At 44.4% G+C, this 25,926-nt stretch carries 11 protein-coding genes; 1 reads left to right on the forward strand and 10 read right to left on the reverse strand.

Translation table 11 applies throughout. The annotated features are described in order from the left end of the window. Nucleotides 1–382: 382 nt before the first annotated feature. From QUA42_RS18820 to QUA42_RS18865, 10 genes are all read right to left on the reverse strand, one after another. Entirely contained in the window at nt 383–5,761 is a 5,379-nt protein-coding gene (locus tag QUA42_RS18820; RefSeq protein WP_333139048.1) for an AAA family ATPase, read from the reverse strand. A 161-nt stretch (nt 5,762–5,922) separates the two neighbouring features. After that, nucleotides 5,923–11,460: a protein kinase domain-containing protein gene (locus QUA42_RS18825; RefSeq protein ID WP_333139050.1), complete on the reverse strand. Its 5,538-nt coding sequence runs from the start codon at nt 11,458–11,460 to the stop codon at nt 5,923–5,925. Between the two features lie 64 nt (nt 11,461–11,524). Further along, the gene (locus tag QUA42_RS18830) at nt 11,525–16,918 is read right to left on the reverse strand and encodes an AAA family ATPase (protein ID WP_333139052.1); all 5,394 of its coding nucleotides are present in this window, start codon (nt 16,916–16,918) and stop codon (nt 11,525–11,527) included. A gap of 485 nt (nt 16,919–17,403) precedes the next feature. Further along, nucleotides 17,404–18,417, reverse strand: coding sequence for a cytochrome d ubiquinol oxidase subunit II (cydB, locus tag QUA42_RS18835; protein WP_333139054.1), 1,014 nt, complete (start codon nt 18,415–18,417; stop codon nt 17,404–17,406). 8 nt (nt 18,418–18,425) lie between these two features. Beyond that, the gene (locus QUA42_RS18840; RefSeq protein WP_333139056.1) at nt 18,426–19,868 is read right to left on the reverse strand and encodes a cytochrome ubiquinol oxidase subunit I; all 1,443 of its coding nucleotides are present in this window, start codon (nt 19,866–19,868) and stop codon (nt 18,426–18,428) included. A gap of 382 nt (nt 19,869–20,250) precedes the next feature. Beyond that, nucleotides 20,251–20,724: a hypothetical protein gene (locus tag QUA42_RS18845; protein ID WP_333139057.1), complete on the reverse strand. Its 474-nt coding sequence runs from the start codon at nt 20,722–20,724 to the stop codon at nt 20,251–20,253. Beyond that, a complete protein-coding gene (locus QUA42_RS18850) occupies nt 20,699–21,904 on the reverse strand; it encodes an urease accessory protein UreH domain-containing protein (protein WP_333139059.1) in 1,206 nt (401 codons plus the stop codon). Before QUA42_RS18850 ends, QUA42_RS18845 begins: the two co-directional genes overlap by 26 nt. 185 nt (nt 21,905–22,089) lie before the next feature. Further along, nucleotides 22,090–23,157 carry an LOG family protein gene (locus tag QUA42_RS18855; RefSeq protein ID WP_333139061.1) on the reverse strand — a complete coding sequence of 356 codons (1,068 nt, stop codon included), beginning with the start codon at nt 23,155–23,157 and terminating at the stop codon, nt 22,090–22,092. A gap of 189 nt (nt 23,158–23,346) precedes the next feature. Continuing rightward, on the reverse strand, nt 23,347–23,670 hold the full coding sequence (gene trxA, locus QUA42_RS18860; protein ID WP_006631199.1) for a thioredoxin: 324 nt from the start codon (nt 23,668–23,670) through the stop codon (nt 23,347–23,349). A gap of 508 nt (nt 23,671–24,178) precedes the next feature. Beyond that, complete coding sequence (locus QUA42_RS18865) at nt 24,179–25,342, reverse strand: GuaB3 family IMP dehydrogenase-related protein (protein ID WP_333139063.1); 1,164 nt, start codon at nt 25,340–25,342, stop codon at nt 24,179–24,181. 122 nt (nt 25,343–25,464) lie between these two features. Between QUA42_RS18865 and QUA42_RS18870 the strand changes: the two genes are divergently transcribed. After that, on the forward strand, nt 25,465–25,878 hold the full coding sequence (locus QUA42_RS18870) for a hypothetical protein (RefSeq protein ID WP_333139065.1): 414 nt from the start codon (nt 25,465–25,467) through the stop codon (nt 25,876–25,878). The last annotated feature ends 48 nt before the right edge of the window (nt 25,879–25,926 follow it).

A 25,926-nucleotide genomic window follows, 5' to 3' on the forward strand; every position in this document is an offset into this window, starting at 1 on the left:
AGGAGCATAAAAAAGTCGAATTAAATGTCGCCTCAGGGGTGGAGCTGACATTGATTTAATTATCCACCGTGGCTCAAAGTCAAGCGAGCATAAGCCATTGGGCTATATAAAAACTGTCCGAACTATTGTAAGTATACACTTTTATTGGTCGAGTCTGAGGAAAATAGAACTACGAGAGCCCCAACAGACAGACTCTACCGCTTTTATGATTTTTCACTTTTAAACAGAAAGATGGCGCTCTATCAAGATAGTCTTAGGGAGCATCTCAATGAAAGCAACCCAGCCCTAAATTGAAATTTTGAGGCAGGAGAGAGGAGGAAAGAAGAAGAAGGAAGGAGCCAGAAGAAGTGTTTTTACCAATATGAGAGCCTACCTAGTCTTATCATTTCATCGGCAATGATACAGTAAACTCCGTCCCTTCTCCTAATACAGAATTTACCTCGATTGTACCGCCGTGTTTCTCAACCACAATCTGCCGTGCGATCGCCAAACCCAATCCCGTGCCTTTACCCACACCTTTAGTTGTAAATAAGTGGTCAAAAATCTGAGCTTTTATCTCATCTGATATCCCTGGCCCGTTGTCATAAATGCGAATCGTCACCCACTCCTTAGACTTCATTTCTGTCCGAATTGTGATGCAATTGGCTGGGGCTTTAGTCTTCTCTAAACTCGGTTCCCGATTTGATTCTTCCAGTGCATCAATGGCATTTGCCAATATATTCATAAACACCTGATTTAATTGTCCGGGGAAGCAATCCACTGAGGGCAAGTTCCCGTACTCTTTCACAACTTCAATAGCTGGACGCTGTTCGTTCGCTTTCAATCTGTGTTTGAGAATCAAAATCGTACTGTTAATTCCGTCATGAATATTGAAAGGCACTTTGTAATCTTTGTCGGCTCGGGAGAAGGTACGAAGACTGGTGCTGATGCCTTGGATGCGATCGCACCCCATTTGCATCGAATTCAACATTTTTGGTAAATCTTCTAAGAGATATTCGATGTCAAGTTCTTCTGCTATATCCTCGATGTCATCCCCAGGATGGGGAAATTTTTCTTGGTAGACTTGCAGGTATGTAGTCAGATCTTTGACGGCGGCGATCGCTTCATGAATATTACCAGAAATAAATCCGACTGGATTATTAATTTCATGGGCAACCCCGGCCACTAAATTCCCCAACGCCGACATTTTTTCGCTCTGTACTAATTGCAGTTGAGATTGTTCCACCTGGTGGGCGTAGTCCTGGGCTTGCTGATACAATCGCGCATTTTCTAGGGAAATGGCAGCCTGAGTGCAGAGGAAGTTGAGGACGAGGAGACGATCGCGAGTAAACACTCCTTTTGTCGAGCTATGTTCCAGATAAAGTATCGCAACTAAGTTCCCGCGATCAAGAATCGGAGTACATAGCATACTTTGAGAGTGATACTGGAGCGTACAGTCATTCATTAAACCCGGAATATCGGTCTTGCCACCTTCAATAACCACAGTTTCCAGGGTGTGTTTGACATAATAAACCAGCTTGAGCGGAATCACCGCCGAGCCATGTATAGGCTGAATTTGCACCAGGGTAGTGGGTGTCTGGTTATCTGGATTGATGTGAGTTATTGCCCGGATTTGCCATTCATCCTGATGGGGGAGTAGCAAAGCACAAGTTTCTGCGCCCGAAGTTTTTAAAATAATTTGGTTGAGGGTGTCGAGCAATTCATCAAGCTGAATTTTACTGGATAAAGCTTGAGCAGCTTGCACAATAGATGCGAAATCTAGGGCCTCGGAAATACTGGTGCTGCTATTACTGGAAGTCTGCGAAGAGTGGCTAATCGTTGCCAGCGTCTCTAGAGGATTAAAGCGGAGTTTGGGCTGATTCAGGATGGGATGAAGTAATTGGGGATACCTTTTTTCTAAGTCTTCAACCTTAGCTAGTGCACCCCAACGGGCATAACAGTAATACGCCTCCTGCATATAGCTGGCGGCGACTTTTTCTTTGCCCCACTCCCAGTAGAATTTGGCCGCGAGTTCGTTGGCTAATCCTTCCTCTTGGATATAACCGTTTTCCTTAGCTCCTTTAATTGCTAGATCGTAAAATTCTAAAGCTTCTGTTTTGCGAGCAAGAACGCAATTTTTTTGGGCTTCAACTAAATGATATTTGTGCAAGTAATTCATGGGGCCATAATCTGCCCAGTCTTTGAGCTTGGCTTGATTTTCTTCGATTCGCTGCCATCGCGGCTCTGACTGAGACATCGATTCGGGCGCAGTAGCCAGCAGGTTCAGAGAATCATAGAAGTAGAAGATCGGTTCAACAATACTTCCCATCCCTCCAGCCAAATAGTGTCGCGTTTGAGCGGCATCGTGTTCGGCTTTAGCAAAGTCTTCCAACCAGTAATTTAATGTGAATCGATACAAGTAGAAGAAGGATAGTCGGTAAAAATCGACTTTTGCCTGAGCCAGGACTTCTTCTTCATAGGCATCCTGGCGTAAGGGAATTTCTTCCTCTGACTGACCCAAGAGAATTTGAGCCGCCTGCAAGTATGCCAACACACAGTTTGCTGCTGTGACTTGGTGGAGGTCGCACAACTGTTGGTAATAGGCGCGAATTTGCGGTTCGAGTTCAGGGAGGGGTTGACCGTACCAATAAGCATTGAAACAGTACAACTGGGCGTCGTAGCCCATAAATTCTAGATTGCCTGTTTCTAATCCAGCTTGATAGCCATCGAGAAGAATCGGCAGCGTTTCTTGCAGGTGGATCGTCCAAGAACCCACATATGCCCCCATTAACATGGCGGTTGCGGCTCGAATGTTTTTGGCATCGGGTTCTAAGGCGAGTTGGTATCCTAATTGCCCAAACTGAGGCACCATTGTCATATCGCCCCACAGCATCCTCAGTTGGAAGGCGTAACCCACATAGCAAAAAGCGGAAACCGGACTATTGCCAAATTGGATGGACAACTTAGCCTGGAGCGCTACAACCAGGAAATAAAGCTTTGTTCCTGACATATAACAGACGGGTGTCAGCCGAGCCGCATTTTGCATAATGGCTAATTGCTGAGGGTCGGTCATTTTTGGCAGATGAAAGAATGATTCAATGGAGCGACCTTCAATTAGGGCATCAATTTCTTGCTTCACCTGCCGAATATCGTCTAGGGTTGGTTCATTTGGTAGGTTTACGCCTAACATTTGGAAGACCGATTGACCGATCGCGATCGCCTCGACAAATTTATTGTGGGCGACCAATGCTTGGATTTTGACTTGGTAAACTTGCACCTGTTCTAAAGGTGTTTTCGCATGATGAATCACCGCTTCAATCCACTGGTGCATCTGCTCAAAATCGCCGGCCAAAAAAGCCACCTCGGCAGCTAAGTCGTGCAGGGATAGGGTCATTTCGTAATGCCGTTCCCAAGCGTCTGTTCCCAGCAGTTGCAGCCCCACTGTGGCATATTCGCGGGCTGCTTGATAGGCAGTTGCCGATCTCGCTTTGCGGCAAGCAATGAGGTTGAGTTGTGCTAAATCGTATCGTTCTGTTTTTTCGACAACCAGCGTCGTGCCGTAATTTAATTGATTGACTAATTCAAAAATGCGTTCTTCTCTAGCTTCTGGTGAAATCTGTTGCAGCAGCAGTTGCCCGATTTGATAATGGGCGATCGCGCGTTCTTTTTCCGGAATCAAAGAATAAGCGGCTTGCTGGACGCGATCGTGCAAGAAGCGATAGGCAACCGTTTGAGAAGTAGCTCGATCGATCTTTTCTTCTTCCCATACATAAAATTTATAAATCTCACTCTGAGGTAAAACAAAACCTTCCTGTAAAGTTTTCCACAAAGCCGTTGCCGTTCCCGTCTCCGAGATTTCCGAAACAATTGCTAATGTTGTCAGATCGAACTGATTGCCAATGCAAGCTGCTAATTTTAAAACTTCCTGAGTTTCCACTGGCAATTTCTGTAACTGCTGCGCCATGAATTCAACTACATCATCCGTCAGTGCTGCTTCGGTAATTTTGCTAATATCGCACTGCCAATATCCGGCTTTAATATCAAAAATAATCAATTCATCTTGATGCAATGCCTTGAGAAACTGCGTCGCAAAAAATGGGTTTCCTTTGGTCTTCTGATACACCAACTCCGTCAGCGGTTCTGCTAAGTTAGGAGAACAAGTCAGCGTATCTGCTACTAATTGATTCAAACTGGTTCGAGCCAGAGGTGCAAGTGTGATGGTATTGACAGTTGCCCCTGTTTTAGTGACTTCATCTAAAGTCAACATCAAGGGATGGGCAGCGGTAACTTCATTGTCTCGATAGGCTCCAATTAGTAGCAGGTGACTGGACTGGGATTCACCTATGAGCAACTGCATCAACTTTAAAGATGCCGAATCCGCCCATTGTAAGTCATCCAGAAACATCACTAAGGGATGCTCTTTGGTGGTGAAGACAGAAATAAATTTTTGGAATAGCAAATTGAACAGATTTTGAGCGGCAATCCCCGACAATTCAGGGGCTGCGGGTTGTTGTCCGATAATCCGTTCTAGTTCGGGAATGACTTCAATAATGACTTGTCCGTTGTCACCAATGGCTGCTAAAATTTTGGTTTTCCATGCTTGGATCTGGAGCTCGCTTTCACTGAGCAATTGTGTCATTAAATCGCGGAATGCTTGCACAAATGCCGAAAAGGGAATATTGCGATTGAACTGGTCAAATTTACCTTTACTGAAATAGCCATGCTGTCGGACAATGGGTTTGTGAACTTCATTGACGACAACGGTTTTTCCTATGCCGGAAAAGCCTGCAACGAGCATCATTTCGCTGTTTCCTTGTGCTACTCGTTCAAAAGCTTCTAAAAGTTGCTGTATTTCTCGTTCTCGACCGTAGAGTTTTTCGGGAATCAGGAAGCGATCGCATATATCCCGCGTTCCTAACTCAAATGTTTCAATCTTTCCAGTTTCTTGGTACTGCTGCAAACACCGTTCTAAGTCATACTTCAATCCCAAGGCACTTTGATAGCGTTTTTCGGCATTCTTTGCCATCAGCTTCATCACCATATCCGAAACCACCTGCGGGATTTCTTGGCTGTTTATTGCAGGAGGTTTTTTCGCAATATGGCAGTGAACCAACTCCATGGGGTCGTCACATTCAAATGGCAGTTTTCCTGTCAGCAGTTCGTAAAAGGTGGCTCCCAGAGAATAAAAGTCGGTGCGGTAGTCGATGCCTCGGTTCATTCGTCCGGTTTGTTCGGGAGAAATATAAGCGAGGGTTCCTTCTAAAACGTTGGGATTTTGAATCTCTTGAGTTTCTCTCGGCAGTAGCGAGGCGATGCTAAAGTCAATCAGTTTTACTTGTTTAGTGTCGGGATGAATCAGGACGTTAGCTGGCTTAATATCTTTGTGAATGACTCGATGCCGATAGAGTCCATGGAGAATGTCAGTTATTTGAATGGCAATTTCCAAGATTTCTGCCAGAGTCAGCGCTTGCTTTTGGGCGTAGTCTCGTAGAGAAATACCGCCAAAATCCTCCATCACTAGGGCATAGCTGTGGCGATAGGACTCTAAATTGTAGGGTTCTACGACTCCAGGCAGGCATAGATTTTTGGCGATGGTATACTGGTTGCGGAATTGCAGCAGTTCGCTGAAGCTGGGATAGTCTCGATTTAATAGTTTAATGACAACCGGAATCTGGTCTGTTTCTCGGATAGCTCGATAAACTAGGGTTCTGGAACCGCAGTATAATTGCTCAACCAGATGATATCCTGAAACTCGCTTCGTCAAATCCACTGCTGCACTCATCTGGATTACCCCATCTCAGACATTGACTATTGTAACTAATTATACACTTTTATTGGTTTAGTCTGAGGAAAATAGAACTGCGAAATCCCCAAGCGAAAGACTCTAACGCTTTTATTTCTTTTCACTTTTGAAGAGAAATATGGCGAGCTATCCAGATAGTCTTATCCTTTCATCGGCAATAAAATTGTAAACTCCGTCCCTTCTCCCAATAGAGAATTTACCTCGATCGCCCCTCCATGTTTCTCAACCACTATCTGCCGTGCGATCGCCAATCCCAACCCCGTTCCTTTCCCTACTTCCTTGGTAGTAAATAAATGGTCAAATATTTGTGGTTTAACTTCTTCATTAATTCCCTTACCATTATCAGTAATGGTAATTTTTACCTGTTGATTTTCCGCAGAAGTGATAATTTTAATTCGATTAGGGTTAGCCTTTATTCCCGCAAAATCTTGCCCAATGTTGGACTCATCCAACGCATCGATTGCATTGGCTAGAATGTTCATAAACACCTGGTTAAGCTGTCCGGGGAAACATTCGATATCGGGAATATTGCCGTAGTCTTTCACTACAACGATTGCGGGTCGCCGATCGTTGGCTTTCAATCGATATTTGAGAATTAAGATCGTGCTGTCTATGCCGTCGTGGATGTTGAAGGGCGCTTTGTAGTCTTTGTCAGCTCTAGAAAACGTGCGGAGGCTAGTGCTGATACTTTTAATGCGATCGCATCCCAGTTGCATCGAGTCGATGATTTTGGGCAGGTCTTCGATAATATAGTCTAAATCGATATCTTCGGCATGGTCGGCAATCTCTGTTTCTAGGGCGCGATCGCGATAGAGGTTGAGATGCTCCACTAAGTCTTTAACTGTGGACTTAGCTTCATTCAAATTGCCCGCAATAAAGCCGATAGGGTTATTAATTTCATGAGCAACGCCAGCAACTAAGTTTCCCAAGGCCGACATCTTTTCGCTTTGAATCATTTGCAATTGGGTTTGCTGCAAGTCATGTAAGGCTTGTTCTAGTTGTTGGGAATAGGTTTGTGACCGTTCATAAAGTCTGGCATTTTCTAGGGAGATAGCAGCTTGAGCGCAAAGTAGATTGAGGATCTCGACGCGATCGCTTGTAAATGCCCCCTGCGCTAAATTATTTTCTAGATATAAAATGCCCAGCAATTTCCCTTGATGCAAAATCGGGCTGCACAAGATACTCTGAGGCTGCTGACGAATAATATAAGGGTCATTGGCCAAAATCGGATCGATCGTGGCATCAAACAGCACAACAGTCTGCCTGTTGTGCAAGACTTTGTAAATCAGCTTCAGCGGAATATCCTGGCTATCATCAACAGGAAGGCTTTGCAACACAACTGGCTGCGTCCCTGTAGAAATTGACCCTTTAATCAGCAGGCGATTGTCTCGCAAAAGCATTAACACGCATTTATCAGCCCCCGCATTTTCAATAACAATAGAAAGCAATGATGAAAGCAGTTTGGACAGTTCAATTTCGCCTGAGATAGTTTGAGAAGCTTCAAGAATGGCAGCTAAATCTAGAGTTCCAGAGGCACTGCTACTGTGGCAAGTGGGGTAATTGGTAGAAGTGACACTCCCCAATGTGAAGATAGTTTCTTTAGCTGACAGGGGAGAACGGGTTTGCTGGAGGATGGGGGCGAGAAGTTGGGGATAGCGTTTTTCGAGGTCAGCAACTTTGGCTTTCGCACCCCAACGCGCGTAGCAGTAATATGCTTCTTGCATATATGCTTGGGCAAGTTTTTCTTTCCCCCCATTGAGGTAAAATTTGGCGGCAAGTTCATTCGCTAGTGCTTCTTCTTGGATATATGTGTTTTCTTTGGCAGAGGCTATAGCGCGATCGTAGTAATCCATTGCTTCATACATCTGCCCCAACACCCGATACTGTTCTGCTTCCACCAAATAAAATTTGTGTAAATGGTTTGTGGGTGCATGATCTGCCCATTGTTTGAGTTTTTTCTGGTTGCTAATAACTTCCTGGGGAAGGGATTGGCGAAGGCCGCCGAAGGCATCGCATTCTCTACTTTGAGCGTTGGGTAATATAGCAAGATAAGCCAAAGAATCGTAAAAGTGAAACACCGGAACCATAAAACTGCCGGATATTCCGCTCAAATATTGTTTGGCATCAACTGCCACTTTAATTGCTTGCTCCCACTCATTAAACAAGTAACAAAGAATTAATTTATTGATTGATAGTGTTCCCATTGCGTAAAGATCGTTAGCATTCTGATGCAAGGGAAACATGATGTTTTCGTCATAGATTACACCTTGAATTTCCCAAGGACACTTGCTCTGATCGAGCAAATTTAAGACGGATTGATAAAAGACTCTAAGATAATTATGAGCGACTTCCTGTTTGAGTTGAGTTAATGCCTGATTGTAAACCTTCATCTCTGGTTCTAGGATTGACAAATCTTTTCCTAGAAAAAAGGACAGCGAGCAGTAATTGTATGCACAGTAAGCAGCATATTCTAAAGTACCCATCTCTAGACCACTGTGGTATCCGTCCAGTAAAGGAGCAAGTGAATCTTGAATATGATATTTCCAAGGCTTTACAAACGGATAAACCATGTTAATGGTGCTGGCTTTAAATTCTCTATTCTGGAAACGTGATAGTAGTTCCATTGCCAGTTGACCAACGCGATTACCTAAATCTATTTGCCCCAAATCGCACAAAATTACTCCATACCAAGCATAAGCCTGCGCTGAGACAGCAGCATTACCATATTCAACTGATAACCTAACTTGCTTGCAGACGATTAACGGCAGTAGTTTTGGAATCGCTTGATAGACTGCTGCTGTCACGGTTCCTAAAATTCGCATCACTGCCCGAGCTTGAAGGTCTATCATCTCAGGTAGTGCCAACAAATCTTCTAAATCTTTTCCTTTTAATACATCTTGAGCCTGTTGCAAACTTTGATTAATCTCTGTGTCAGTGGGCTGCTCTGGAAACGATATTCCAAATAATTTCAAAATATAAAGAGCGGTTTTAATAGCTTTGGGCTGTTGGCTCTGGGCTACGTCAGCTAAAATTGTCACTTCATAGACCTTAACTTTGTCTAGTAATTGACGAGCATTTTGTACTACCAGCTCGACTATCTGTTCCATTCGTCTAAACTCACCGCTTAGACAAGCTACTTCTGCTGCTAAATCATGTAGAGCCAAGGTTATATCATAGTATTGTTGCCAACAATTTACTGTGAGAAGTTGTATGCCTTTAGTGGCGTATTCAATTGCTGCGATGTAAGCGGTTGCAGATTTGGCTTTTTGTGCAGCAGCTAAATTTAGCTTTGCTAATTCCGCACGTTCTGTTTCTGAGACAATTAAATCGGCTCCTTTGTTTAATTGATTGATAATATCAAAGATTTTTTCCTCTTTTTCTGTCTTGCTCATTACACTTAAAAGCAATTGCCCAATTTTTAAGTGCGTCAGTTGTTTTTGATCGTCGGGAATCAGCGAATAAGCAGCTTGCTGTACTCTGTCATGTAAAAAATTGTAGATAACCTTCTGAGAATTTTGTTGAGGAAATGCTGGATTTTCTTGCCCTACATAAAACTTATAAACCTCACCAACTGGTAAAATCAACCCTTCTTGTAATGCTTTCCACAAAGCAGCAGCCGTCTCAATTTGAGATTGTTGCGAAACAATTGCCAATGTTGCTAAATCAAACTGATTGCCAATACAAGCAGCTAACTGCAAAATCTGTTGAGTTGAGAGCGGTAGCTTTCCTAATTGTAATGCCATAAAGACAACGACATCATCTGTAACCGCAAGCTGATTTAGTTGTGCAATGTCACATTCCCAGCCCCCTTGTACCTCCCTCTGTCCCCCCTTGGTAAGGGAGGATGAAAGGGGGGTGGGGGATAGAGAGGGGTAGTTAAATTGAATTAGTCGCTCTTGATGTAAGGCTTTGAGAAATTGCGTAGCAAAAAATGGATTTCCTTTGGTTTTCTGAAATATCAGTTGAGAAAGAGGCCATGTCAAACTTTCGGTCGATTTCAGGGTGTCAGCTACTAACTGATTTACTTTTTTTGGGCTTAGTGGTGCTAAATTAATCGTATTAATCGTTGCTTGGCTTTTTTGGAGTTCACTCAAGGTCAACATTAATGGATGTGCTGCATTGACTTCGTTATCGCGGTATGCACCTATTAATAACAGATGACCTGTATCAGCCATTAAAAGCTGCATTAATTTCAGCGATGCCGAATCTGCCCACTGTAAATCATCTAAAAATATCACTAATGGATGTTCTAAGGTGGTAAAAATTTGGGTGAATTTTTGAAATAATAAATTAAATCTATTTTGTGCCGCAGTTCCTGATAATTCTATCACAGGTGGTTGTTGACCGATAATTATTTCTAGTTCGGGGATGACTTCAATAATTATCTGCCCATTTTCTCCAACTGCTGATAATATTTGGTTTTTCCAGTCCTGAATCTGTGCATCACTTTCGGTTAACAATTGCCCAATTAAATCTTGGAATGCTTGCACAAATGCAGTCAAGGGAATATTGCGTTGAAATTGATCGAATTTACCTTTAATAAAATAACCGCGTTGCCGCACAATCGGTTTATGAACTTCCTTGATGACTGCTGTTTTTCCAATTCCCGAAAACCCAGCTACTAGCATCATTTCTACCCCCCTATTTCCTTCCTTAGCAAGGGGAAATTCAGAGGGGTTAGCGATTCGCTCGAATGCTTGTAGTAGAGTTGATACCTCGGTTTCTCTTCCATAAAGTTTATCGGGAATGATGAAGCGATCGCTTACATCTTTTTGAGCAATTTCCAAGTATTCAATTTGCCCCCTTTCTTGAATTTGAGTTAAACATTTCTCTAAATCCCACTTTACTCCTAATGCACTCTGATAGCGATTATCGAGATTTTTTACCATCAACTTACTAACTATTTCTGATAGTACAGACGGGACTTGTTGGTTAATTTCATGTACTAAGGGTGCTACTTTAGCAATATGACAATGCACCAACTCCATCGGATCTTTGGATTTAAAAGGTAACTCTCCTGTCAGTAATTCGTAGAAGGTAACACCTAGAGAATAAAAGTCAGTCCTATAGTCAATCCCCCGATTCATTCGGCCAGTTTGTTCTGGGGAAATGTAAGCTAGTGTTCCTTCTAAGACATTGGGATTGATTAGTGTTTGGGTTTCTCGTGGTAGCAAAGATGCAATACTAAAGTCGATTAATTTGACTTGTTTGGTGTCGGGATTAATTAAGATATTGCTGGGTTTAATGTCTTTATGAATAATGCGATGACGATACAATATATCTAAGGTATTGCACAGTGAGAGCGCGATTTCCAAAAATTCTCTCAATGAGAGTGTATAGTTCCCTTTCTGCGCCCAGTCCTTAAGAGAAATTCCCCCAAAGTCTTCCATTACCAGCGCATAACCATTCTGATAGGGTTCCAGGCTATAAGTTTGGACAATCAGAGGTGAGTTAAGATTTTTAGCAATGGTATATTGATTGCGAAACTGCACGAGTTCGCTAAAGGTGGGATAGTCGTTTTTCAACAGTTTGATGACCACAGGTAATTGGTCACTGGTACGAATAGCCCGATAAACTAAGGTGCGACTTCCTGAGTAAACTGTTTCGATAATTTGATAGTTGAGAATTAGAACGTTTGTAGGAAGGTTGTGGTTTTGAGCGGAATGATTTATAGCCATTGTGGGTTGTTGGAAAATAGCTGAGTGAGTGGTTGGCTAAATGAGGCTGAATGTTAGGGAAAAGTTAACTTGTTTGTTCTGGCTTAATTGGTAAGGTGATAATAAATTCTGTTCCTTGACCCGGAGTAGAATTGACGTTCAGTGAACCGCGGTGTTTCTCAACTACAATCTGCCTTGCTATCGCCAATCCCAACCCCGTTCCTTTCCCTACTTCCTTGGTAGTAAATAATTCATCAAAAATCTTCTCTTGCACTGCTTCACTCATGCCCACACCGTTATCTTTGATGCGAATCCTCGCTTGTTTTTTATCGTGATTGATTTCAGTTCTAATGGTAATTTGATTGACGATTTCTGCATAACTTCGTCCTTGATTTGATTCCTCCAAAGCATCGATCGCATTACTTAACAAATTCATAAATACTTGATTCAACTGTCCGGCATAACACTCCACTGGTGGCAAATGCCCATATTCCCTAATCACTTTGATTTCTGGACGAGTATCGTTAGCCTTGAGGCGATGTTTGAGGATCATTATGGTGCTATCGATGCCATCATGGATATTGCAAGCTACGGGATAGTTAGTATCGGCACGGGAGAATGTCCGTAGACTGGTACTAATATCCCGAATCCGCTTCACGCCTTCCCGCATCGAATCTATTAGTTTCGGTAAATCTTCCCGGATGTAGTCAAGATCGATGTTCTCGATTTCCTCTTGAATCTCTGGATCGAGTTGCGGATATTTTTGTTCATACAAATCGAGCAATCCAAACAAATCTTTGATATAATCTAAGGCAGGTTGAATATTGCCAACTAGAAAACCAACTGGATTATTAATTTCGTGAGCAACCCCAGCCACTAAGTTTCCCAAAGCTGACATTTTTTCGCTTTGAACAATCGTTATTTGTGCCTGTTTAAGAGCGGTAAATGCTTGTTGAGATTCTTGATACAAACGAGCATTTTCTAAGGAAATAGCAGCTTGAGAAGCCAGCAAATTTAGCACTTCAATGCGATCGCTAGTAAATGCGCCAACCGTCAGGTTATTTTCTAGGTAGAAAACTCCTATCAACTGCCCTTGATTAAGAATTGGAATACAAAGAATACTGATCGGCTGGTGCTGTTCAATATAGCGATCGCTCGCAACCTGGGAACTTACCCTAGCATCCACTATTACCAAAGGTTTTAAACTACGCTTGACAGTGTTAACCAAACTAATTGCTACATCCTGACTTGATTCTAGAGGTATTGATGGTAATAGCTGAGGTTCCTGTCCCTCTACTACAAGAGCCACTACCTGTAAATACTGTTTTTGTTTGAGCAATAAGACACACTTAGTGGCGCCAGCATTCGCGATCGCTATTTTTAGGAGAGTAGTCAGGAGTTTATCTAGTTCAATCTCCCCAGAAATGGCTTGAGAGGCTTGGATCAGAGTAGGCAAATCGAGAAATTCAGAGTTGCTGCTAGAAGAGTTGGTATTATAAGTAATTGTTCCCCGGGCGATCGTTTCTTTAAAGGAAGTAAAGGATTGAGGTTGCTGAAGGATAATACCGAGTAGGCGAGGATAACGTTTTTCCAAATCGTCTATTTTGGCTTTAGCTCCCCATCGGGCATAACAATAATACGCTTCAACCATGTAGGCTTGAGCTACTTTTTCTTTGCCCCAATCCAAGTAGAATTTCGCTGCTAGTTCGTTGGCGAGGGCTTCTTCGTTGAGGAATTGATTTTTTTTAGCAAGGGAGATAGCCCGGTCATAGTGTTCAATCGCCTCAGCTTTATTACCCAAAACTCGATGCTTTTCTGCTTCAACCAAATACCACTTATGCAAATGATTCATGGGAGCATTTTGCGCCCACTTGTGCAGAGTCGTTTGATGGATTTCTACCTCCGCGAGAATTTCAGCTTGTTCAATTTCTGACTGGGTGGGGAAGAGCGCCAGGTGCGTCAGAGCTACATAGAAATGGAAAATGGGAACAACAATCACTCCCGATACTGCCATAAAATACTGTTCGGCTTGCACAATGTGGTCTAGGGCAGCCGGATAATTGCCAAACAAGTAGGCAAGGAGCAGTTTGTAGATGTAAGCAAAAGCGCTCAACGCAAGTTCGTTGTCCTGATGATGCTTAGGAAGCATCACCGTTTCATCGTAGGCATCGCCGATTAAGCAATGCGGTTGACTTACAGTTTCCCTCAAGTTCCGCACTATCTGCCCCATCATCCCTAAATAAACTTGGGCCGAATGTTGCTTTGCCTGCACCATGACTGCGCTATAAACTGCTATTTCGGTTTCTAAAGTTTCTAGTTCAACTCCACTGAAAAAGTGGGCGTAAAAGTGATTAATTATGCTGTAGCCAGCGTGGACAAAATCACCCGTTTCCATACCAGCTAGATAGCCATTTTTCAGCGTCGGTATCGTTGCTCTGAGAGCTTCCTTGTGATGCTGAATATAGAACCCAAACATAGCCAGAATTATGGACTTGAATTCCCTCACATTGAAGCGCTCAATCAATGAGAATGCCAATTTACCCAAACCGTAGCCGGTTTCAACCTCTCCCAAAAAGGCACACAGCACCATGCCGTGAATCGCATATCCGACAATTGATGCGGGTGTATTTCCAAAGGAGAGCGATAAACTCACCATCGTGGAACTCACTAGGGGCAGTAAACCTGGTCTTCCCTGGATAATGGGTGCAAATAATATTGCTAACAGTTGCATGGCAGCCTCAGCCTTGGCATCGGTCATAACAGGCAGATCAGCTAGTTCTTCAATCCGTTTGCCCTCAAGTTGGGTGGCCAGGGTTTGTAGCGCTTGGCCAATTAATGCTTCGTCAGCTTCGGTGGGCAGTTCAACCTCTAATTGTCCGAGTGCTTCTGTGGCTACTGCAATGGCTGCTAACGACTTGCCCTGAGCTATCTGTGCGGCAATCTGAATTTCGTAAATTTTAACTTTGTCTAAAATCGACTGAGCTTTTTGCAAAACCAGTTCTGCAATCTCCTCCATGCCGTCAAAGTCACCATTCAAATAGGCAGCTTCGGCGGCTGCAACATAGAGGTTCAGAGTCAATTCATACTGACTTTGCCAACAATTTACTTGTAGTAGCCCAATCCCCGTTTGCAGATAAACTCTTGCTGCAGTGTATGCGGTAGAACTTCTTGCCTTGCGTCCGGCTGCTAAGTTTAGTTGAGCTAATACTTCTCGTTCGCTCGGTTGGGCGATTAACTCAATTCCTCGATTTAAATGCCCGACAATATCAAACAGTTTTTTCTCTTGCTCTATCTCTGAGGAATTCTGCTGGAGTAACTGTCCTATTTTGAGATGCGTTGCTTTTTTCTGCGAAGCGGGAATTAGTGAATATGCGGCTTGCTGGACGCGATCGTGTAAAAATCGATAAGTTGGATTAGCTGAAGCCTTGAAAACTTCATCACTATCCGATTGGGTAAAAAACTTATAGATTTTTGTCAGGGGAATCACCAAACCTTCCTGCAATGCTTTCCATAAAGCAGTAGCCGTCATTCCCGCAGATTTCTCACTGACAATTACTAACGTATTCAAATCAAACTGGGAGCCAATACAAGCAGCTAATTTGAGAACCTCCTGAGTTTCGGGCGGCAACTTCTGCAATTGCCAAGCCATGAATTCAACGACATCATCAGTGCTCGCTAAGGCTTTGACTTGGGCAATATCACACTGCCAATGCCGAATCTCCCAATTAAAGCTAATTAGCTGCTCGTCATGTAATGCCTTGAGAAACTGATTGGCAAAGAAAGGATTACCCTGAGTTTTTTGATATACTAATTTTGTCAAAGGTTGGGCAAGAGATGATTCGCAATTCAGCGTATCCGCCACCAACAAATTCATATCGGGTTGGCTTAACGGTTGCAAAGTAACCGTATTCACTCTTGCCCCACTTTTAACTATCTCATCTACTGTTAAGATAAATGGATGCACGGGCGAAACTTCATTATCTCGATAGGCACCCAATACTAATAAATATCCTGTATCCATCATCAATAATTGTAGCAAATTCAGGGAGGCTGAATCCGCCCATTGCAAGTCATCCAAAAACATCACTAAAGGATGTTCTTTGCTCGTGAAAACTTGCACAAAATTCTGCATGAGCAGATTAAAGCGATTCTGTGCCGCACTTCCCGACAGGTATGGTGCAGGGGGTTGAGCGCCAATGATGCGTTCTAACTCAGGAATTACGTCAATCAAGACTTGTCCGTTGTCTCCCACTGCTGCTAAAATCTGGATTTTCCATGTTTGCAGTTGGGTATCCGATTCTGATAGCAATTGACCCATTAAGTCGCGGAAGGCTTGCACAAAGGCACTGAAGGGAATGTTGCGTTGAAATTGATCGTATTTGCCTTTGATAAAATAACCGCGCTGACGGACAATAGGTTTATGAACTTCATTGATAACGGCGGTTTTCCCAATTCCCGAAAAACCTGCTACTAGCATCATTTCTGTTGCTCCCAGGTTAACTCGCTCAAAGGCAGCTAATAGTTGAGCAACTTCTTTTTCTCTACCGTAGAGCTTTTCGGGGATAGTAAAGCGATCGCTAATATCTCGCTTTCCGAGTTCAAAATTTTCTATCTTGGCTGTTTTTTGTAACTGAAATAAACAATTTTCTAAATCGTGCTTGATTCCTAATGCAGTTTGATAGCGTTTTTCGGCATTTTTCGCCATCAGCTTACGGACAATTTTCGATAAAATTAGGGGAACTTCTGGATTTATTTGATGGATGGGTATCGAGTGTTTAGCGAGATGGCAATGCACCAATTTCATCGCATCATCAGAGATAAATGGCAACCTTCCTGTCAACAATTCATAAAAAGTCACACCCAGGGAATAAAAGTCACTACGATAGTCAATACCTCGATTCATCCGTCCTGTTTGTTCGGGAGAGAGATAGGCTAATGTTCCTTCTAAGATATTGGGATTCTGGATTTCTTGGGTTTCTCGTGGTAGGAGGGATGCAATACTAAAGTCAATTAGTTGAATTTTTTTGGTGTCGGGATTAATGAGAATATTAGCGGGTTTAATATCTTTGTGAATGACTCGCTTTTGGTATAGATAGTGGATAATGTCTGTTAGTTGTATGGCGAGTTGGAGAAATTCTGCTAAAGGTAAAACTTGAGACGGTTCGGTTTCATTTGTTGCGGTTTTGAGATAAGTAGATAGGGAGATTCCGCCAAAGTCCTCCATTACTAGAACATAGCTATTCTGGTATACTTCCAGCGTCAGGGGTTTGACGAGGTGAGGGAAGTCGAGATTTTTGGCAATGGTATATTGGTTGCGAAACTGGACGAGCTCGTTGAAGGTGGGGTATTTGTTTCGCAGCAGTTTGACTACCACTGGGTATTGGTCACGGGTACGGATGCCTCGATAGACTAGGGTACGTGTACCTACATAAAGTTTCTCTGTAATCTCATAACCTAACAAATTTGCGAGCGCATCCATAAGTTATTAACCGTTTATTGTACAACTCTTAAATTAAAACCTTGCATTCTATTGTATTTTATTATTTTACAAAGATAGCGATCGCAAACTATGCACCCTCGCTAGGGACAGAATTAATTTTAATTTTTTCCCAAAGTTTATCAACTATTATTTGAGCGAAAGCAATTTAGTCGCAAGCATCCGGATTCATCCGCGTACCTGTGAAAAAATCTCCCCATCCCGATCGCAAACCCCGTACTCATCCGTGCGAGCAATCTCAAATATAAAATTTCAAAGTGCATGACGTGCGATCGCTAATTCTCGACCAGTTTCTTTCCCTATTCTGCACTATTAGCCCTAAGTTATGTATAGTATGGTTGCGTAAGTTGTGATGGTATTGGAAAACAATAATTTGTAATTTTCAACCGCAAATATACGCAGATAAACCCGGATCTAGTGTTGAGCTTATCTGCGTATATTTGCGTTATCTGCAGTTTTATTATGCTTTATTCGCCGTAGTGGCCGCCGACAACCTTACCCCGAAACACAACATAATTGTAGATGTTGTAAAAAATCATAATCGGGAGCAGAACGCCCATAAACACAATCATAAACACCAGGGCGCTGGGCGAAGCTGCGGCTTGGTAAATCGTGATTTGCGATGGAATAATATAGGGAAAAACAATCAAGCCCAAACCGATGAAAGTAAGCAAAAAAATCAAAATCGTCCAGATAAACGGCGTGCGTTCTTCTTTATTTGCGAGACTTTTCAGCAGCAGTCCCACCAACATCACCCCCAGAAAAGGAATCGTGGCAAAGACATAAACTAGCGGTTTGTCGAACAACCTGGATCTAGCACTTTCGTAAAAAATCGGAGTGGCGATCGTAATTAAAATCGCTCCGATTAAAGTTGTCACCGCCGCAATTTTAGCCGTGCGATAGTGATTTGTTTGCAGTTCGCCCTCCGTTTTCATAATTAGATAGGTTGAACCGATCAAAACATAGCCTTGAATCAGTGTCAAAGCCACCAAGATCGATCGCCAATCCAGCCAATCCCAAGTAGAGCCTACAAAGTGGCCGGCTTCATCAACCGCAATACCCTCGAGCACGGCACCCAAGGCAAATCCTTGAGCTAAAGCTGCTAAAAAACTGCCAGCACCAAAGGCATAATTCCAGAGTAATTTGCGATTAGAATGCTCGCGAAACTCAAAGGCTACAGCCCGAAATATCAAACCAAAAAGCATCATGCAAATCGGTATGTACAGCGCTGTCAAAATCGTGCCATAAGCGAGGGGAAATGCGCCAAATAAAGCGCCTCCCATTAAAACCAGCCACGTTTCGTTCGCGTCCCAAACGTTGCCCAAACTCGTCATTAAAATGCCCCTGCGTTCCTCGTCATCAGCAGTCAGAGACAGAATTCCTACTCCTAAGTCAAAACCGTCTAGCATGACATATAGCAGGAGAAACAAAGCCAAAACTACAAACCAAACTTGTGGGAGAAAATGCTCCAAAGCTTGCATACAATCTCCTATTGTTGTGCTTCTACGGGACGTTGATCGGGAATGTGTTCTGCAGGTTCACTTTCGATTGCAGGTTCATTGTCTAAACCTGGCACAGGCAGACTTAAATTAGGTCCTTGGCGGATAATTCTGCTGCCAAAATACAAGGCACAAACAAACAAAAAGCTGTAAATAACTGCAAAGAAACTTAGAGAAGTTAAAACATTGCTGGCGGGGATATTTGACACCGCATCAGCAGTGCGAATTTGCCCGTATAAAGCCCAAGGTTGTCTGCCGACACAGCGCACAATCCAACCCGATTCTACAGCAATATATCCCAGGGGAGCAGCTAATACCCAAGCGCGCATCAGCCAAGGTTGACTGCTAATATTTTCAGCAGCAAGTTTCCCTCGCATCCACTGAATTATACTGAACAACATCAATCCTAAAAAGAAGAATCCAATCCCGGACATGATGCGGAAACAATAGTAGATTAAACCCACCATCCGGGGTCTATCTTCTGGCTTCCATTCCTTCAATCCGAGTACGGGTTCGGAGAGTTTTTGTTTGAATTCCAGAACGTATCCTAAGCCATTAGGTACGCTAATTTCCCAGTCATTTTTTTGGGCTTTTTCATTAGGCAAAGCTAGCAAAGTCCAATCTGCTGACGCTCCCGCTGGTGAAGTTTCCCACTTAGCTTCGATTGCTGCTAATTTAGTGGGTTGATAGTGATAAACTTGTTCTGCACTCAAATGTCCGATGTATATCTGCAAAGGTGCAACCGCGATAGCTGTCGCTATGGCAATTTTGAAAGACTTGGAAAAAAAGGCTTGGTTGCGCTTATTGAGAATGTACCACGCGCTAATTCCCCCAATGACAAACAGCGAAGTTTCTAACGTCGCAAAAAACATATGGAGAATGCTGTTTAATGCGAACGGATTCATAATTGCTTGAAAGTAATCGCTGACAATAAACTTGCCATTGACCATTTCTCCGCCTGCAGGAGTTTGCAGCCAAGAGTTAGCGACTAAAATCCAGACTGTGGATAGGTTAGCGCCGAAGGCTACCATGATTGTAGCGAAATAATGGACGATCGGGTGAACGCGCTCCCAACCAAACAGCATAATGCCTAAAAAGCCGGCTTCTAGCATAAATGCCATTGAAGCTTCAAAGCCCAAAATGCTGCCAAAAAAGTCACCAACCGCTTCAGAAAATGGTGCCCAGTTTGTGCCAAACTGAAATTCCATCGGAATTCCTGAAGCTACTCCAATACCGAAGTTAAGGACGTAGAGTTTAGACCAAAAACGAGCGTGATGGTAGTAGTCGGGATTGCGAGTTTTCAGCCACATTCCTTCAACAATTACCAGGTAAATCCCCATTCCAGTTGTCAGAACTGGCCACAGCATATGGAATATGGCGGTTAGCGCAAATTGCATCCGCGATAGTGCCACGGTGTTAGATAAGATATCCATCGTTATATCCTTTGGTCAGTTCAAGAGACGTTAGCTTGCACAAATTTCATAATGGACACTGACAAGGTAACGCAGAAATTTACTTAGTGCAGAATGAACCGACTTATCTTTATTAAAAATTAAGATTTGCTGTTTTAAGGAAGAAGGAAGAAGCAAAGCGCAATAAAATCAATGGTTTCAGCAATTAAGCACGTCCTCAACCTCTTGGTATTTGCTATAATAGTAATTTAACTAAATTATAGTTCGCGTGTCCTCCTTAACTTCAAATAGAAAAATTGCTCTCAATCTTCCTCTTCTTTTCTCCCCTCTGCGCTCTCGGCGCTCTCTGCGGTTAATTTAAATAAAATCTCTACCGAATCAGTCCTTAAAATCTCAAATGGTATTACCTAACGGTGACAGTGTAACTCAGTTTAAACGGTTTAAAATTAGCTGGGTTTTTGGCTGTTCCGCTCAAGTTAAGCTGGTAAATGCCAGCCTTGGGAAATACGATATCAGCCCCCGGAATCCCTTGATATTTCTCGGCTGATATGGCTTTTAAAGGCGGCTGCATCAGTGGCTTAGCGCCTTCTGGGCGCTCTTTTGGATAAACCGCTAATTTGCAATTGCACTGCTCTAAGGGGATAATTTGGCCGCCCCTGCGAGTCAGCGCAAACCACACTCTCGCAGACTGTCCGGCGCGGGGGTTGTGGTTGGGTTCTAGGTGAAAGGTAGCGGCTACATCTCCCGAGACTTCGACTTGGTGCGCCAAAACTGAAATCGAGTTTAACTGCGGCGCACTGGGAATTGCTGCTTCAACTAGCAATCCCAAAAAAACTAACAATCCTAAACTTTTACTTTTGTTTGACAGGCGAAACATAGAACTTCTCCAGTGATAAAACTGACCAAAACAAGCGCGATCGCACAAACATAACTAACACCGCAACCACCGCTAACACGGCTGTCAGCAGTTGATTGTGCAACTTCCATTCAAAACCGCCGAGATAGTGGGAACCGATGAGTGCAGCGTGTACAGCGCACAGCAAGAAAGCTGGAACGCTTAACAGGTGAAGCATTCGCCACAGTTGGCCTAAATAATTTTGAATGCGATCGCAACTTGTAACCGCCGCCGGCAACATCAACAGCAGCGACAGCATCCCAGCCACCATTCCCAACTGGTGCTGCGGCAACATAAAAGATAGCGCGTCAAAATTCCATTGCAGCGTATGATCCAGCATATGAAACGTGTGGGCGACTGCTAGGACAAACGCGCCCACACCCAAGACGCGGCGATAGCGCAACAGTTGTGGCAAAAACTTGCTAACCGGACGCGCCAACAGTGCTAGCATCAAGCACAGCAGCGCTGCGTGGCCGGTAAAATCAACCATTTCATCGGTTCGCAGCAAGGTAAGGATTCCGATCGCCACCGTCACCCAACCACCCGCACGAAACAGTTGACTGCGCTTGTCCGCGCTCAATCTGCCAGCAAAAAAACTCACTCCCAGCATAGTTGGCAGCGTGCCGAGTCCAAAAGCCAGCATCGTCGCCGCACCCAAAACCGAATTTCCCGTTTCCGCCGCCTTAATCTGCGCTGCGTAGAGGAAGCCGCAGGGAATCAAACCCCAAAGCAAACCCAAAGCAATCGGCACCCACCACTTTTTTTGTGCCGAAAGCTTGCTCATTGCTTGTCCGACTCGATCGTGCGACAGCGGGTGCAATCGGGGCAATCCCGGCAGCAAGTTCGGTTTAATTTGCCCTACTCCGAACCAAATCAGCATCGTGCCCGTCAGAAGTGCGATCGCCCGCCGCAATTCGCTACCCGTACCTGCCAAAAGTCCGCCAGCAATTAACACCGAACCCAGTCCGCCAATTGCAGCACCAACCAAAGCGTAAGCAGTAATTCTCCCCAAATTTAGCAGCAAATGAAAGCGGAAAGCAGCTAATTTATCGTTGCGGGAATTAGAAAGAGAAAACGCCATTGTCAGCGGGCCGCACATCCCAGCGCAGTGACCGAAACTGCCGAGAAATCCCAAAATTGCAATTAGCAGCAGGTCTAGCATTTTGCTGTTTTTTCCCAAACAACGCCATCAAGGTATTGACAAGATTTTCTTTGGCTCTTGGAGGCTTTTTTCTTTACTTTTTGCAAAAACTTATCTCAGCCGAGCGCTTTTGTCAAAATACAAGTTGTCCAACTTCTATCTAATTTCACCCATATTTAAAATGACTAATGACTGATAACTAATAACTACTTTTGTTCTGGATGCGCCGCCGCCGGCGAAGCTGCACCCATTTGATTAATAGCAGCAATTAGCTGATAAAGCCGCCCCAAATCCCGCTGGTTGAAATGCAAAGTCAGGCGCGGCAGATCGAAAGTTTTATCTCCTATTTCCGGTTCCAAAGCTTGACTTTTTTCAATTTTTCCGGTGACAACAATATCGCTAAAATCAGTATTTAGCCGATCGACATTCTCCTCAGAAAGCTCTGTTTTCAAGCGAATTACCAATTTTTCGCGCACGTAGCGGCAGGAGTGATAAACCAGATAAAAACTACCGATCGCCTCGCAAGCGACATTTATATCGTCCGTAATCGTATACAGGCTGCGATCGTCGGGTGAAATCAAACCCCGGCCCCGCAATTGTTTTTGCACAAAATAATTCCAATCGTGCCAATAATCTCCTCCCGGTCGATCGATCAATACCACAGGAGCCGGCCCGAACTTGCCAGTTTGAATCAAAGTCAGACACTCAAAAGCCTCGTCCAGAGTGCCAAAACCGCCCGGGAACAGAGCTAAAGCATCGCTCTCCCGGAGAAAAAATAACTTACGAGTGAAAAAATATTTAAAATTGAGCAATTTGGGATCGCCGGCAATGAAAGGATTAGAACTCTGCTCGAAAGGTAACTGAATGTTCAGCCCAAAAGAACGTTCAGCAGTCGCCCCCTCGTTCCCCGCCTGCATAATTCCCCCGCCGCCGCCAGTAATCACCATAAATCCCTGCTGGGCGATCGCCCGCGCAAAGTCTCTGGCCATCAAATATTCCGCAGATTGCGGTGACACCCTTGCCGAACCAAAAATCACAATTTTGCGAACGTGTCGGTAAGGATAAAACATCTCAAAAGCGCTCTCCATATCTCGGAGCGACGCCGCAATAATCTTCAAGTCTAGGCGATCGAGATCCTCTCTGGCCATTTGCACTATAGTAGAGAGCGATCGTTCGATCCACTCAGAGTGCTTCAACATTGGCAAGCGATCGAGCAAATCCATCACTTCAGCTTGGATGGACTCAAAACCTTGACCAGACGCAGAACGAATCATGAATTTTTCCGAAACAATAACAAATTGTTGCTACTAAAAATTAAGGGGCAAGCTAAATTTAGAAGCTAATAGCCACCAGCAAAGTGCCCTGCTGGCAACTAATAACTTTTCCAGTAGCTTTGCCCCGGTTCTGAAGCGAGTGAGCTTTCGCGGCCCAAAAAGAACAGCGCGAAACCGCTCGCAGTTGGGTTAAATGTACTTTTCCAGAGTGTTGGCCAGAGTAGTTTTCGGAACTGCCCCTACCACCATATCCACACGTTGACCGCCCTTAAATATCATCAGCGTCGGAATGCTGCGGATACCGTATTGGCTGGCCACGTTAGGATTCTCGTCGGTATTAACTTTTACTACCTTGACCTGCCCTTCATATTGCTGGGCAATTTCGTCTACGACGGGCGCCACCATCCGACAGGGCCCGCACCAGGGAGCCCAAAAATCCACTAGAACTGGAACTTCGCTATCGAGCACTTCCTGCTTAAAGGTAGAGTCGGTTACTTGCGCGGCTGCTGACATCCCTAGCCATCCTTGTAAATACTATTTCTCGGATAACAAGTCTAGCAAAAAATGTAACCACTTGCGTCAACGATTTTAACAGAACGCTTCTGAAGGAAGAAGGAAGACGGTAGAAGGAAGAGGGAAGACGGTAGAAGGAAGAAGGCACAAGGTTTCTGAAGGAACAAGGCACTTATGTTTCCGAAGGCACTTACGTTTCCGAAGGCAGAATGCAGTTATGTAGAAGAAAAATTTTCCCACTCCCAGACTTTCCCACTCTCCCACTCTCCGCTTCTCCGGAGCTACAAGCGTCTGTTCTGTATCTAGTAAGCAAGAGCTAAGATTTCCGTCAAAAAAGGAACCGCCCGAACAGTAGTCCGGGCGGAGTGTGGTGTGAGGAGTGAACGGAAACATGCGTCTCCGCTTCTTCTATTGTGACATCTCCTTCTCGATAATTCCACAATATTCTGTAAATTTCGAGACTCTTGAACAAATTTTGTCAAGGTATGCTGGTATTTGATCGGTAAATCTACTTACCCATGCCCAACTGCTGAGCTTTTTGATAGACTTTACCCTCAGTCAGCAGAGAGGGAGCAATTACCACTTCCACTTGCTGCATCTCCTTAATATCCTTAGCGCCCAAGGTACCCATGCTAGTTTTCAGAGCTCCGAGCAAGTTGTGCGTACCGTCATCTAGCACCGCAGGCCCCCGCAAAATTTGCTCTACAGTACCCGTAGTCCCCACGCGAATGCGAGTGCCGCGCGGCAAAACCGGGCTGGGAGTCGCCATCCCCCAGTGAAAGCCGCGGCCAGGAGCTTCGGCGGCTCTGGCAAAGGGCGAACCAATCATCACTCCATCGGCACCACAGGCAATGCACTTGCAGATATCGCCGCCAGTAATTAAACCGCCGTCAGCAATTACCGACACGTATTTGCCGGTTTCGCGATAGTAGTCGTCCCGCGCAGCGGCGCAGTCTGCTACCGCTGTGGCTTGAGGAACGCCGACACCCAATACGCCTCTAGACGTGCAAGCAGCCCCCGGCCCAATGCCCACGAGAATGCCCGCAGCGCCAGTTTTCATTAAATTCAGAGCAACTTCGTAGGTCACGCAGTTACCCAAAATTACTGGTATCGGCATCTCTTGACAGAATTGTGTCAAATCTAAAGATGAGATCGATTCCGGGGAAAGGAAAGCTGTCGAGACTACAGTTGCTTGCACAAAAAATATATCGGCTCCCGATTCAGCAACCGCCCGGCCGTATTTGCTCGCACCGGCCGGTGTACCGCTGACGGCGGCAATCCCTCCTCCAGCTTTAATTTCTTTAATTCTGAGCTCGATTAATTCTGGCTTGATGGGTTCGGCATAAAGTTCCTGCATCAGGGAAACAAATTCGTGGTTCCCCACACTCGCGATGCGCTCTAATATTGGCTGGGGGTCGGCATAGCGGGTTTGAATTCCTTCTAGGTTGAGCACGCCCAGTGCTCCCAATTCCGACAGCAAAATGGCCATGCGGACATCGACTACTCCATCCATGGCGCTGGCGATGATCGGGATTTCTCGATCGATCCCGCCAATCTGCCACTTGGTATCTGCCAAACTCGGATCGAGGGTGCGCTGTCCGGGTACGAGCGCAATTTCATCTATGCCGTAAGCTCTGCGAGCGCTTTTGCCCCGCCCAATTTCAATATTCACGCTGTTTCACTTCCACAATGTATTTAAATTAGACTAACAAAAAGTTAGCCCGCCCGAGTTTAGCTATCGCACCGCTGTCTTTAAAAAAAGCTCGGCACTGATTCTGATTGTATTCCGATTATATGAAATCGAAGAGGATACTTTTCCTCAGCAACGGCCACGGGGAAGACTCGATTAACTGTCAAATTCTCAAAGCTTTAAGAGTATCTGGCGCGGATGTTGATGTTTCGGCAATGCCGATTGTAGGTGACGGGGCTGCTTACAGCCGATCGACCGTGCCAATTATTGGGCCCACCAGTCAAATGCCGTCTGGGGGAGTTTTTTACATGAATCCCCTGTTTTTCCTCAAAGATATTGGGGCGGGGCTGATTGCTTTGACTTGGCAGCAATTGCAGGCTGTTTGCACGCATTCGCGCCACTGCGAATTGGTGGTGGCGACTGGGGATATTGTCGCGGCGGCGATCGCCCATGCCAGCAACCGCCCCTATATAATTTTTCTGTCGGCTCATTCTATAGCGAGCGCACATCATTCATAAATCGATCGAGGGTTCGATCGAGCAGTAGTTTCATGAGAATTTTGGCTC

The sequence above is a fragment of the Microcoleus sp. Pol11C2 genome, assembly GCF_036701505.1.
GTDB lineage: Bacteria > Cyanobacteriota > Cyanobacteriia > Cyanobacteriales > Microcoleaceae > Microcoleus.